Raw genomic sequence first — 12,264 nt, 5'->3', positions numbered from 1 at the left:
AGGAAGCGATCAGGAACACCACAGGTCACACGGCCACACACCGGGAATTCCCGTGGCCATCAGCCTGGACTCGACCGGCCGCACACCTGGACTTTGCCACGGCCGCCGTCATCACGAACTCGTCGTGAACCATCGACCACGTCCAACCGCGGGAGCGACCCACCGGCGCAGCCGGGGCACTCCCTCCCTTCACCTCAAGCAGCCCGCACCACCCGGCACCCGGCTCAGCCGGACACCCCGCCGCCGAACGCGCCCAGAATCCGCCGCGCCGCCACCGCCGGCGTCACCGCACCCGCACGGATCTCCGCCTCAAGACCCGGCACCAGCGCCCGCACAGCGGGATCCGTACGCAGCCGGGCCACGAGCTCGTCGTGGACCATCGACCACGTCCAGGCGATCTGCTGCTCCACACGGCGGGCCGCCAGACGCCCCGCCGTCTCCAGCAGCGCACGGTGCTGCTCCAGACGCTCCCACACCGCCTCCAGCCCCGTCCCCTCACGCGCACTGCAGCTCACCACCGGCGCACTCCACCCGGCGTCCCGGCCCCGCATCAGACGCAGCGCACCCGCCAGCTCACGGGCCGCCGCACGGGCGTCACGCTCGTGCGGGCCGTCCGCCTTGTTCACCGCGATCACGTCCGCCAGCTCCAGCACCCCCTTCTTGATCCCCTGGAGCTGATCACCCGTACGGGCCAGGGTCAGCAGCAGGAAGGAGTCCGTCATGTCCGCCACCGCCGTCTCCGACTGCCCCACCCCCACCGTCTCCACCAGCACCACGTCGTACCCCGCCGCCTCCATCACCACGATCGACTCCCGCGTCGCCCGCGCCACACCGCCGAGGGTCCCCGACGCCGGGGACGGGCGCACGAACGCCGACGGGTCCACCGACAGGCGCTCCATCCGCGTCTTGTCGCCGAGGATGGAGCCGCCCGTGCGGGCGGAGGAGGGGTCGACGGCCAGGACGGCGACGCGGTGGCCGAGGCCGGTCAGCATCGTGCCGAACGCGTCGACGAACGTCGACTTCCCCACCCCCGGCACCCCGCTCACCCCGATCCGGCGGGCACGCCCGCTGTACGGCAGCAACGCCGTCACCAACTCCTGCGCCGCACCACGATGACGCGCACTCACCGACTCCACCAAAGTCACCGCACGCGCCACCACCGCCCGCCTCCCCTCCAAAACCCCCTCCACATAAGCACCGACATCCGTCACAGCCCCAGCCCCAGCCCCGCCGCCAGCCGCTCCACCAGACCGTACGCCGCATCCGGAACCACCGTCCCCGGCGGAAACACCGCCACCGCCCCCATCCCCAGGAGGACCGGCACGTCCCGCGGAGGGATCACCCCGCCCACGACGACCATGATGTCCTCACGGCCCTCGCGGGCGAGCTCCTCACGCAACGCGGGCACCAGGGTGAGGTGACCGGCCGCCAGCGAGGACACGCCCACGATGTGGACGTCCGCCTCGACGGCCTGGCGGGCCACCTCCCCCGGCGTCTGGAACAGGGGGCCGACATCCACGTCGAAACCGAGATCCGCGAACGCCGTCGCAATCACCTTCTGGCCCCGGTCGTGGCCGTCCTGCCCCATCTTCGCGACCAGGATCCGCGGGCGGCGCCCCTCCGCCTCGGCGAACGCCTCCACCAGAGCCCGGGTACGCCCCACACCCGCCGACTCCCCCGCCTCACTGCGATACACACCCGAAATCATACGGATCCGCCCCGCATGCCGCCCGAACACCCGCTCCAACGCATCCGACATCTCCCCCACCGTGGCCTTCGCGCGGGCCGCGCGGACGGCGAGCTCCAGCAGGTTGCCCTCCCCGGCCGCGGCCCGGGTCAGATCGTCCAGGGCGCCTTGGCACACCTGCTCGTCGCGCTCCGCACGCAGCCGGCGCAGTTTCCCGATCTGCTGCGTCCGTACGGAGGAGTTGTCGACGCGCAGGACCTCGATGTCCTCGTCCGACCCCACCCGGTACTTGTTGACGCCGATGACGGGCTGGCGGCCGGAGTCGATACGGGCCTGGGTACGGGCAGCCGCCTCCTCCACACGGAGTTTCGGGATGCCCGCGTCGATCGCCTGCGCCATGCCGCCGGCCTCCTCGACCTCCCGGACGTGCCGCCAGGCACGGCGGGCCAGGTCGTAAGTGAGGCGCTCGACGTAAGCGCTGCCACCCCAGGGGTCGATCACGCGAGCCGTACCCGACTCCTGCTGGATCAGAAGCTGGGTGTTGCGGGCAATGCGGGCCGAAAAGTCCGTCGGGAGGGCGAGAGCCTCGTCCAGCGCGTTGGTGTGCAACGACTGGGTGTGGCCCTGGGTGGCGGCCATCGCCTCGACGCAGGTGCGGGTGACGTTGTTGAAGACGTCCTGCGCGGTCAGGGACCAACCGGACGTCTGCGAATGGGTGCGCAACGACAACGACTTGGCGTTCTGCGGGTCGAACTGCTTGACCAGCTTCGCCCACAGGAGGCGGGCGGCGCGGAGCTTCGCCACCTCCATGAAGAAGTTCATGCCGATCGCCCAGAAGAACGACAGGCGGGGTGCGAACGCGTCGACGTCCAGACCGGCCTCCCGGCCCGCACGGATGTACTCGACGCCGTCGGCGAGGGTGTAGGCCAGTTCCAGATCGGCCGTCGCACCGGCCTCCTGGATGTGGTAGCCGGAGATGGAGATCGAGTTGTAGCGCGGCATCCGCTGCGACGTGTAGGCGAAGATGTCGGAGATGATCCGCATCGACGGCTTCGGCGGATAGATGTAGGTGTTGCGGACCATGAACTCTTTGAGGATGTCGTTCTGGATGGTCCCCGCGAGTTTCTCCGGCGGGACACCCTGCTCCTCCGCCGCGACGATGTAGAGCGCGAGCACCGGCAGGACGGCGCCGTTCATCGTCATGGACACGGTCATCTTGTCGAGCGGGATGCCGTCGAAAAGCTGCCGCATGTCGTAGATCGAGTCGATGGCCACACCCGCCATGCCGACGTCCCCGGTCACGCGCGGGTGGTCGCTGTCGTAACCGCGGTGGGTGGGCAGGTCGAAGGCGACGGACAGGCCCTTCTGGCCCGCCGCGAGGTTGCGGCGGTAGAACGCGTTGGACTCCTCGGCCGTCGAGAAACCCGCGTACTGGCGGATCGTCCACGGCTGGTTGACGTACATCGTCGGGTACGGGCCGCGCAGGAACGGGGCCGCGCCCGGGTAGGTGGCCAGGAAGTCCAGGCCCTCCAGGTCCTGACCCGTGTACAGCGGCTTGACCGGGATGCCCTCGGGGGTCTCCCACAGCAGACCGTCACCGCCCGGCACCCCCTTCAGCGCGGCGTCCCACTCCGCAGGGGCACCGCCCGGCGACGGCACACCCAGACCGATCCCGGAGAAATCGGGGATTCCCATCACGACACTCCCAAACGCTCAAGGGCGGCAGACAGGACGGCGACGGCGTCACAGCCCGCGAACACGTACGAGTCGACACCCGGATAGCCGCCCCGGCCGGCCAGGGACACATGGGCCGCGCCCGCAGCCCGCAGGGATTCGGCGGCGCCTGCCGCCTGTTCCTCGTACACGGCGTCGCTGGAGCACAGGCACACCTCGGTCGTGCCGCTCTCCTCGAACGTGCCCTCCGAGACCGGCTCGATACCACCCGCCTGGAAGAGGCTCGCGGCGAACGTCAGGCGGGCGGTGTGCACGGCGGCAGGGCCCAGGGCGGCCAGATAGACGCGGGGGCGGGCGCCGGTCGCGGCGAGGTGGGCGTCCGAGCGGGCACGCAGCGCCTCGAACGCCTCGTCACGCCGCACTCGCGGCAGACCCCCCGACGGTGGTTCGGGGGCCGGAGGGCGGGTGACGGGTTTCTCCGCCAGATCCGGGAACTCGCTGACACCGGTGACCGGTTCGCGGCGCTTGGCGAGCTGCACGGAACGCGCGGACCATGTCGCGGCGAGATCGGAGGCGAGACGGCCCGAACGCAGGACCGCGCGCATGCCGCCGTCACGCTCGATGCCCTGGAAGAACTCCCAGGCGGCGTGGGCGAGTTCGTCGGTGAGACGTTCGACGTACCAGGAGCCGCCCGCCGGGTCGATCACCCGGGCCAGATGCGACTCCTCGATCAGGATCGTCGACGTGTTACGGGCGATCCGGCGTGCGAACGCGTCCGGCAGACCGAGAGCGTCGTCGAAGGGCAGGACCGTGACCGCATCCGCGCCGCCCGTGCCGGCGGCCAGGGCCGCGACCGTCGTCCGCAGCATGTTCACCCACGGATCCCGGCGCGTCATCATCACCCGCGACGTCACCACATGCTGCACCTGCCCCACCCCACCCGACACACCACACACCTCCGTGACGCGCGACCAGAGACGGCGCGCGGCGCGGAGTTTCGCGATCGTCAGGAACTGATCCGCAGTCGCCGCGTACCGGAACTCCAACTGACCCGCCGCCTGCGCGACGTCCAGACCGGCGTCCGTCAGATCACGGAGATAGGCGACGGCCGTCGCCAGCGAACAGGCCAGCTCCTGGGCCGCCGAACCGCCCGCCTCGTGGTACGGAAGAACGTCCACCGTCAGCGCGCGCAGACCCGGATACCCGTCGGCACACAGACGGGCCAGATCCACGGCCGGGACATCGGCCCGCTCACCGGTGCGTGCCTCGTGGGCCAGGGGGTCGGCGCCGAGGTTGCCCCGTACGGCCGTCTTGGCGACACCCCTCTCCTCGCACAGGCGCAGAAACTCCCGCGCGGCCGCAGCAGTCTCCGCACCGGCATCCAGGACCACCGGAGCAAGATCCAGGTAGACACCCTCCAGGGTCCCGGCCAGGGACTCCACGGGGATACCGGCCAGCCACAGGGAGGTGGCACCGTTCTCCAGGTCCGTGAGAACAGCGTCCTTGTCGGGAACAGCATGCCGCTGCCGGACGTCCCAGCCGCCGATCGTGCTGCCCTCGGGGCGGGAACCCCTCGTGAAGGGAGCGAAACCGGGCAGACCGGGAGCAGGGGCGGTGTCCCGGGAGGTGTAGAGGGGACGGGTGCGCAGCCCGTCCTCCAGCAAGGTGGACAGGGCTTCCTCGGCGGCGTCGCCCTCCACGTCCTTGCCCGCCTTGCGCAGGACACCCGCCACCAGGCGTTGCCACTGCTCATGGGGCACGTCAGGGAACTCACCGGCCAGTTCGAGCCCGTCGTCAGGCAGGACCGTCATGCTCGGATGCTAGGACACCGACGTGAGGGAGCAGCAGAGGGCACGGCTGTGACCTTGCCCTCGGCGAGAATGTGATCGTGATCTCTTCGGTGGTGTGGTGTTCTGACGTGGGGTCATCTGAGGGAGGGGGTGGTCGTGTGCGGCGGATCGTCGTTCTCGGGCGGGGTGGGGCCGGCAAGTCGGTTCTCGCGCGGCGGCTCGGAGTGCTGACCGGGTTGCCGGTGATCGAACTGGACCGGCTTTTCTGGGGTGCCGGACCGGAAGGGATGCCGGCGCGGCGGTGGGCGGCCGTGCAGGAGGAGCTCGTCGGTGCGGACGGGTGGATCATGGACGGTGATCTGGGGCCCTACGACGTTCCCGAGGTGCGGTTGCGGCGGGCCGACACGGTCGTGGTGCTGGATTTCTCGTTCTGGCGGTGTGCCTGGCGGGCGGGGTTGCGGGGGCGGGAGCGGGGGGATTTCTGGCGGTGGGTGTGGGGGTATCGGCGGCGGAGTCTGGTGGAGTTGACGGCGGTGGTGGGGAGGGAGGCCGGGGGTGCCCGGGTGGTTGTGGTGCGGGGGCCGGGTGGGGTGCGGAGGTTTCTCGCGGAGGTGGGGCGGGGGGTGTAGAAAATTCGCGGGATCTTTCGGTGGGTTGTGGGGACGATGGCTGTCGTGGATGCCGTGCTGTGGGGACTCGCGGAGAATCCGGCGCTGCCGGGTGGGTTGGTCGATCGGTTGATCGGGGGTGCTGGGGACGACATCGGGTGGCTTCTCGCAGGCCGGCCGGATCTCAGTCACGAGCAGGTGCTCGCGTTGGTGGAGCGGGACGACGGGGTCGACGTGTCCTTGGCCTACGACGGGAAGCTGACGGCCGACGACGTCGACCCGGTGAGCCGTCCGGAGGCCGCTCTCGCGCTGCTCGACAAGGGGCGGGGGGTCGCGGAGTGGGCGCGGGTCATCGCGGCGAGTGGCGTCGTCCGGCATCGGGAGAAGCTGGCGGGGTGTGCCGGGCTGCCGGCCGATGTCGTCGAGGCGCTGGCCGGGGACGTGGACGTGTGTGTCGTCGCGGAGCTCGCGTGGTTCGGGCCGTCGGAGGCGGCGGCCGGGCTCGCGGGGCATCCGCATGCCAAGGTGCGGGGGGCGGTGGCGGCGAACCCGGCGACGCCTCCGGGGGTGTTGGAGATGCTCGCCACGGGTGAGGGGCCGGCCCCGGTGCGGTGGTGTGCGGGGTGTGAGCGAGGGGCTGTGCCGCCGTTCCACGCGGACGACTGTCCCGAGAGCCTCTGTGCGCTTCCCTCCGACAGGGTCTGCGACGGGTCACATCCGGCAGCGCTCGCCGGCATCCGGGCGTCGCTCGCCGGTAATCCGAGCACGCCTGTCGAAGCCGTCGTGGGGTTCGCCGGCGATCCGGAGTTCTCCGTCCGGTGGGAGCTGGCCGGGCGCGAGGATCTGCCGCAAGAGGTGTACGCGCGGCTCGCCGTCGACCCGCATGACGCTGTGCGCAGTGCGGTCGCCGGGAATCCGGCGATCGGGGAGGCCGTGGCGCGGACGCTCGCCGAGGACGACTACGACGCGATACGGCGGACCCTGGCGCACAATCCGAGTGTGCCGTTCGACGTGCTCGTCTCGCTCGCCGGTGTCTCCAAGGTCGGTGCGGAGCTGCTGCCGAGGGTCGCCGCCGCGAGTCCCGCCGAGGTCGCGGAGCTGGCGGCGTCGAAGGACGCGTCGGTGCGGGCGCTGGCGGCTCAGCGGCGGGATCTGCCGGACGGGGTGCGGGACGCGCTGGCCGTGGACCCCGATGCGAAGGTGGTGAAGTCGGTCGCCCCGCATCCGGGGCTGTCCGAGGGCCAGTTGAGAGGGATGGTCGAGCGGCACGGCGTCCGGGTCGTGGGACAGGTGGCGGTCAACCCGGACGCGTCGTGGGGACTGCTGGAAGAACTGGCGCTCCACGTGCCGCCGGTGGTGGCCGTGTTGCGTGCCGTCGCCGGGCGGGCGGACGCGAGTCCGGCGGCTCTGGCGGCCTGTCTCGGGGATGTGCGGGCCCGGCTGACCGCCGCCGCGCATCCCGCTCTGCCGGTGGAGGTCATCGTCGAGTTGCTCGGGCATGAGGACGAGGACGTGGTGCGGGCCGCCGCCGCCAACCCCTCTCTTCCGGTGGACGTGATGCTGCGGCTGCTGCCGTGACGTGAGGATCTCCAGTTGGTGAGGGCGGTTCCCGTCCAGGACGGTTCCTAGACGGGTCGCCATTCGCTCTCCTCGTAGTAGGGGACGGCGCTGCGCCACACCAGCCTGCCGCCGACCAGGCCGGGCCGGTCCCGGGTGGCGAGGGACGGGGCTTCGAGCATGTCGGCGGTCTCCTCCAAGTAGGTGACGAGGGTGTCGAGTTCACCGTTGCCCCAGTCGTCGTTGGAGTGGGACCAGCGGCCCAGGAAGCCTGTCTCGGAGTCGAGGTAGGTGCCGTACATGCTGTCCCGGGGCCCGGCCGCGAAGGGGATCCAGGACGGTTTCCACCACTCGTACTCCGTTCTCCGCCGGTACTCGGCGGCCACGGCGGACGGCGGCATGACACCCATGGCCCCCGGGAGGCACCCGTGGTCGTCGCCGCCGGCCAGCGTCCACAGGGTCCGCAGTTCGACGGGGACGGGGACGCCGAGGTCGGGTGCCGGGGCGGTGGCGGGGCGCAGCGCGGCGTACGAGTCGGGGGCGTTGTCCCGCAGCCAGGCGGTGATGCGGTGCCAGGCGTCGGCGACCTGGCGTGCGGTGAGGGCGTCGGTGGCGGGGTCGGTGCGGGTGGGGTCGGGTTCCGGGGTGGTGTCGGCCGGTTCGGTGGGGGTGTCGGTCGGGCTCACGTAGCGGATCCGGACGCGGTCCGGTTCGCGGATGTAGCCGATGGCGAGGGCGGGGCAGTCCTCGACCAGGTCGCCCTCGAACAGCACCTTGAGGATGCCGGGGAGGGACGAGGGCCGGCCCAGGTCCGGGTCGTCGGCCAGGCGGGCGGCGACGACCTTGAGGGCGTAGGGGACGCCGGCGCCGTACTGGGCGGCGGTCTCGATCAGGGACGGGGGGATCTCGACGTCCATGGGGTGCGGCTCCCTGCTGGTCGGGCGGGCGGCGGTGCACCCCCCACCGTAGGCGGGCGTCCGGTCGGGCGTCGGGTGATTAACTCTCAGCTGTTTCAGCCGAGTTCAGTGTTCCGTGACGTCCTTCACGAACACGATCCCGTCGACGCTCCTCAGGTGGGCCGGGTCGAGCGGGGCGTAGCCGAACCACGGGGAGACGCGGGGTGCGGTGGTGGGGAGGTCGGTGGGGGCGATGAGGTGGTGGGGGCCGGGGATGTCGTGGAGGAGTCCTTCGAGGGTGTCGGAGGGCGGGGTGTCGACGCCCTGGTGGCGGATCGTGCCGACGGCGCCCGCCACGAAGGCGTAGTCGTCGCCGAGGCGGGCGTTGACCAGGGCGCCCGCGCTCCACCACTCCGCGCGGCCCTGCCACAGGGCCATGCTGCTCTGCTCGCGCTGGAGGTGGGAGTTGTGGGCGTGGACGAGGGTCGGTCCCTGGGCGGCCAGGGCGAGGAGGTTGTGCGCCATGGCCGCGTCGCGCTGGGCGCACAGGCGGGTCATGCGGGTGGGGGTGGGGTCGGCCATCCAGTGGTGGTACCGCAGGAGGGCGGTGGCGGTGCGGGCGTGCAGGCTCGCCCGGGTGGAGTGGGGGTGCTGGTCGAGGAGCGCCGTCAAGTCGTCGGCGATCAGCCGCAGTTGCCGCGCCTCGGGGGTGCGGCCGATGGATCGGGTGGGGTCGGGCATCGCGGCCGGGTCGGTCCAGCGGTCGTCGGGGCCGAGGAGGCGGTCGAGGGTGCCGGCGTCGATGTCCGGGGGTGCGAGGTGCGTGTGGAGGGCGGTGAGGGAGGCGCGGGGGCTTTCCGCGTGGGTGATCTCGACGGGGGTGTCGAGGCCGGCGAAGTGGACGTGTTCGGCGGCGGGGCGGGTCTCGTTGTGGGCGCGCATCCACCGTACGAGGTCGCGGTTGCCGTCGAACGCGCCCCAGTCGTGGCTGAATCCGTGGGCCATGACGTCGTCGAGGGTGCCGGTTCCGGTGGTGATGTGGTCGTCGACGAGGAGGGCCTTGAGGCAGTCGCTCTCGATCGCGACGGTGCGGTAGCCCTCCTGTTCGACGAGTTGGCGGAAGACCTGGTTGCGCAGGTCGAGGAGGGTGTCTTCGCCGTGGGTGGGTTCGCCGAGGGCGAGGACTCGCGGGCGGGTCGGGAGGAGGTTCAGGAGGGTTTTCGCCTCGACGGGACGGGCGGCGTCCTTGATGTCGGTGACCATGGCTTCAACGGTATCTTTGAACCTTCGGTGGAGACTTTCGCGTGAAATCGGTGGGGTGATGGGGCGTAACCTTCAAAGCGGTGGACGGCTGAGGCCGGTGGATCTGGCGCGGGAGCACGGGTTGTCGGCGCAGGCGGTCCGCAATTACGAGGAGGACGGCATCCTCCCGGCCGCCGAGCGGACCGTGCACGGGTACCGGGTCTACACGCCGTCGCACGCGCGGGCGCTCCGCGCGTTCCTGGCGCTCGTGCCGGGGCACGGGCATCGGACCGCCGCCGCGATCATGCGGGCGGTGAACGAGGGTGCGGACGACGAGGCGTTCCGGCTGATCGACGCGAGTCACGCGCAGTTGCTGGAGGACCGGCACACCCTTGAGGCCGTGGAGGCGGCGTTGCGTGATCTGGCGCCCGTGCCGGTGTCCGAGCCCGGCGGGGTGTTCATCGGGCCGCTCGCCCGGCGGCTGGGGGTGCGGCCGGCGACGTTGCGGAAGTGGGAGCGGGCCGGGCTGGTGCGGCCCGTGCGTGACGCGGTGACCGGGTACCGGGTGTACGACGAGGCCGCTGTGCGCGATGCCCGGATGGTGGGGCAGCTCAGGCGCGGGGGTTATCTGCTGGAGCGGATCGCGCCGTTGATGTCGCAGGTGCGGGCGGCAGGCGGGGTGGAGCCGCTCGGGGGTGTGCTGCGGGAGTGGCGGGGGCGGTTGACGGCGCGGGGGCGGGCGTTGCTGGCGGGGGCCGCCGAGTTGGAGAGGTATGTGCGGGGGCGGGAGGGGGTGGGGGGCTGAGGGCGGGATGCGGAGTTGACGTTCGGGTCGGCCAGACCCCCGTCCGGGCCGTCCTGTCCCCCGGCGTGAGCCGGAAGACCGCATCGAGTCCGCGAGGCCCCGCACGCCGGCCGCGCCCCACCGTCACTCAGAACGTCAGCAGCACCTTCCCCAGCACTCCCCCGCCCTCGAACCGCTCGTGCGCGGCCCGCACCTCGTCCAGCGGGTACCGGGCCGCGACCCTCAGCCGCAGGGCACCCTTGTCGACGAGGGCGACGAGGTCGGCGAGGTGCTCCCGGTTCTCCTGGACGTAGCTCTTGACGGCGCCGGGGACGTCGGGGAGGGGTTCGTCGGAGATGGAGACATAGCGTCCGCCGGGTGCGAGGAGGTGCCCTGCGTCGAGTCCGGCGGTGTCGAGGACGGCGTCGTAGGTGCCGGGCGTGAGGTCGGCGAGGGTGTGGGTGACGTGGGTGGCGCCGAGTGCGCGGGCCTCGGTGTGGTGGGCGGGCCGGGAGACCAGGGCGTCCACGGCGGCGCCGATGTGCAGGGCGAGTTGGACGGCGATGCCGCCGACGGCTCCGGTCGCGCCGATGACGAGGAGGCGGGCGCCTTCGGTGAGGGCCGTCTTCTCCAGGGCCTGGACGGCGGTGACCCCGGCGAGCGGGAGGGCCGCCGCGTCCGTGAGGGGGATCGTGGTGGGGGCGTGGGTGAGCAGGTGGGCGGGGAGGGCGACGCGTTCGGACCAGGTGCCTCGGCCGGTGGCGATCTGCGCGGACATCGCGACGACCTGGTCGCCCGGCCGGAAGCCGGTGCCGTCGGCGGCGACGACCGTGCCGGCGAGGTCCCAGCCGAGGGTGGCGGGCAGGGCGGGGCCGATGTCGAGGGCGCAGGTCTTCCAGTCGACCGGGTTGAGGCTGCCGGCCGCCGCCTCGACGAGGACCTCGCCGGGGGCCGGGACCGGTTCGGGGATCTCCTCGACGGTGAGGACCTCGGGGCCTCCGTGGCGGTGGATCCGTACTGCGCGCATGCTGGTGTCTCCTCGGGATCGGGTGCCGGCCGCGCGGGCCGTCGCTGATCACGGACGCTAGACTCTGACATCCGTGTGAGAGTCAAGCGGAAGGCGAACGGGCCGTGCGGATCGGTGAGTTGTCACGCAGGACCGGGGTGCACGAGCGGCTGCTGCGGTACTACGAGGAGCAGGGTCTGCTGTGTCCGAAGCGGCGGCCGAGCGGCTATCGGGAGTACGCGGACGACGATGTCGACGCCGTCCGCCGGATCCGCTCCCTGCTCGCCGCCGGGCTGAACACGGCGACGATCGCGGCGGTTCTGCCGTGTCTGCGGGACACGGGGGACGTGCTGGTGCCGACGTGTTCCGGCCTCGTGGCCCAGTTGCGCCGGGAGCGGCAGCGGATCGCCGGGTCGATCGACGAACTCCGGGCGTCGCTCGCGGCGTTGGACGAGGTCATCGCGGCGGCTCCGCCGACGGTGTGAGCCCCGTCCCTGTGCGTCCCTCCCTCCGAAAGGCTCTGTCGTGCCCGGCTTCCTCGAACTCGTCCCGGACCCCGAAGGCCGTCCCCTGCTGGGGATCCGCCGTTTCGACGAGCCGTTCCTGCTGACCGTCCACCTGTCGCAGGGGCTCGGGTCGGCCGAGCTGTGGCTGGACCGGGGGCGGGCGGGGAAGGCGCGTCTCGTGGAGTTCCGGCGGGTCGGGCAGCGGGTGCTGTTCGCCGTGCGGAACAAGCATTTCCTCAGTACGGGGGACGCCGCCACCGTGCGGGCCGGGGCGGAGTCGTTCGCGGTGTCGGTGGTGTGGAGCGGGCCGGTGCTGCGGGAGGAGGGCGGGCTGGTCGTGGTGGACGCGACGGGGCTCGCGCTGTACGACCACGACCAGGTCGCCTGGCACCTCGCCGAGCAGGGGCAGGGCGAGTACGTCCTCGACGACGCGGTGAGCGTCCCGCTGGCCGCGTCGGGCTCGGCGCGCGGGGTCCGGTTGCCCGCGCTGCTGACGTTCCGGGGGCCGGGGCGG

At 71.9% G+C, this 12,264-nt stretch carries 10 protein-coding genes and 1 pseudogene; 5 read left to right on the top strand and 6 right to left on the bottom strand.

Features of this window, described 5'->3' with window-relative positions; all coding sequences use genetic code 11:
* Positions 1–224: 224 nt before the first annotated feature.
* Genes meaB through ACVNF4_RS24480 form a run of 3 tightly spaced genes read right to left on the bottom strand, consistent with a single transcriptional unit; the run spans position 225 to position 5,172 of the window.
* Complete coding sequence (gene meaB / locus ACVNF4_RS24490; RefSeq protein ID WP_461805032.1) at positions 225–1,211, bottom strand: methylmalonyl Co-A mutase-associated GTPase MeaB; 987 nt, start codon at positions 1,209–1,211, stop codon at positions 225–227.
* Positions 1,208–3,382, bottom strand: coding sequence for a methylmalonyl-CoA mutase (gene scpA / locus ACVNF4_RS24485; protein ID WP_461805031.1), 2,175 nt, complete (start codon positions 3,380–3,382; stop codon positions 1,208–1,210). Before scpA ends, meaB begins: the two co-directional genes overlap by 4 nt.
* Positions 3,382–5,172: a methylmalonyl-CoA mutase family protein gene (locus tag ACVNF4_RS24480; RefSeq protein ID WP_461805030.1), complete on the bottom strand. Its 1,791-nt coding sequence runs from the start codon at positions 5,170–5,172 to the stop codon at positions 3,382–3,384. Before ACVNF4_RS24480 ends, scpA begins: the two co-directional genes overlap by 1 nt.
* Before the next feature lie 137 nt (positions 5,173–5,309).
* Between ACVNF4_RS24480 and ACVNF4_RS24475 the strand changes: the two genes are divergently transcribed.
* Positions 5,310–5,780, top strand: coding sequence for a P-loop NTPase family protein (locus tag ACVNF4_RS24475; RefSeq protein WP_461805029.1), 471 nt, complete (start codon positions 5,310–5,312; stop codon positions 5,778–5,780).
* A 36-nt stretch (positions 5,781–5,816) separates the two neighbouring features.
* Entirely contained in the window at positions 5,817–7,337 is a 1,521-nt protein-coding gene (locus ACVNF4_RS24470; RefSeq protein ID WP_461805028.1) for a hypothetical protein, read from the top strand.
* A 47-nt stretch (positions 7,338–7,384) separates the two neighbouring features.
* On the opposite strand, the gene ACVNF4_RS24465 is transcribed toward ACVNF4_RS24470, so the two are convergent.
* Both ACVNF4_RS24465 and ACVNF4_RS24460 read right to left on the bottom strand, forming a co-directional pair.
* Complete coding sequence (locus tag ACVNF4_RS24465) at positions 7,385–8,233, bottom strand: SMI1/KNR4 family protein (protein WP_461805027.1); 849 nt, start codon at positions 8,231–8,233, stop codon at positions 7,385–7,387.
* Positions 8,234–8,338: 105 nt separating this feature from the next.
* Positions 8,339–9,475: an erythromycin esterase family protein gene (locus ACVNF4_RS24460; RefSeq protein WP_461805026.1), complete on the bottom strand. Its 1,137-nt coding sequence runs from the start codon at positions 9,473–9,475 to the stop codon at positions 8,339–8,341.
* Between the two features lie 58 nt (positions 9,476–9,533).
* Here ACVNF4_RS24460 and ACVNF4_RS24455 point away from each other — a divergent pair, with 58 nt between their 5' ends.
* Positions 9,534–10,259, top strand: coding sequence for a TioE family transcriptional regulator (locus ACVNF4_RS24455; RefSeq protein ID WP_461805025.1), 726 nt, complete (start codon positions 9,534–9,536; stop codon positions 10,257–10,259).
* A gap of 127 nt (positions 10,260–10,386) precedes the next feature.
* On the opposite strand, the gene ACVNF4_RS24450 is transcribed toward ACVNF4_RS24455, so the two are convergent.
* Positions 10,387–11,265, bottom strand: coding sequence for an NADP-dependent oxidoreductase (locus tag ACVNF4_RS24450; protein ID WP_461805024.1), 879 nt, complete (start codon positions 11,263–11,265; stop codon positions 10,387–10,389).
* A 104-nt stretch (positions 11,266–11,369) separates the two neighbouring features.
* On the opposite strand from ACVNF4_RS24450, the gene ACVNF4_RS24445 reads away from it, so the two are divergent.
* Positions 11,370–11,729 (top strand): MerR family transcriptional regulator, encoded by a 360-nt coding sequence (locus tag ACVNF4_RS24445; RefSeq protein ID WP_461805023.1) that lies wholly within the window; start codon positions 11,370–11,372, stop codon positions 11,727–11,729.
* A 40-nt stretch (positions 11,730–11,769) separates the two neighbouring features.
* Positions 11,770–12,264 (top strand): annotated as a pseudogene (locus tag ACVNF4_RS24440) (zinc-dependent metalloprotease); the annotation flags it as partial.

The organism is Streptomyces sp. S6 (assembly GCF_054880855.1).
Note: the sequence above shows the minus strand (reverse complement) of the source record. Positions and strands in the feature narration are given on the sequence as shown.

Excerpts from the sequence above, each read along its gene's own strand:
- ACVNF4_RS24450 (WP_461805024.1), bottom strand. The coding sequence starts at position 11,265 with ATGCGCGCAGTACGGATCCACCGCCACGGAGGCCCCGAGGTCCTCACC.
- ACVNF4_RS24470 (WP_461805028.1), top strand. The coding sequence starts at position 5,817 with ATGGCTGTCGTGGATGCCGTGCTGTGGGGACTCGCGGAGAATCCGGCG.
- scpA (WP_461805031.1), bottom strand. The coding sequence starts at position 3,382 with ATGGGAATCCCCGATTTCTCCGGGATCGGTCTGGGTGTGCCGTCGCCG.
- ACVNF4_RS24465 (WP_461805027.1), bottom strand. The coding sequence starts at position 8,233 with ATGGACGTCGAGATCCCCCCGTCCCTGATCGAGACCGCCGCCCAGTAC.
- ACVNF4_RS24460 (WP_461805026.1), bottom strand. The coding sequence starts at position 9,475 with ATGGTCACCGACATCAAGGACGCCGCCCGTCCCGTCGAGGCGAAAACC.
- ACVNF4_RS24480 (WP_461805030.1), bottom strand. The coding sequence starts at position 5,172 with ATGACGGTCCTGCCTGACGACGGGCTCGAACTGGCCGGTGAGTTCCCT.
- ACVNF4_RS24455 (WP_461805025.1), top strand. The coding sequence starts at position 9,534 with ATGGGGCGTAACCTTCAAAGCGGTGGACGGCTGAGGCCGGTGGATCTG.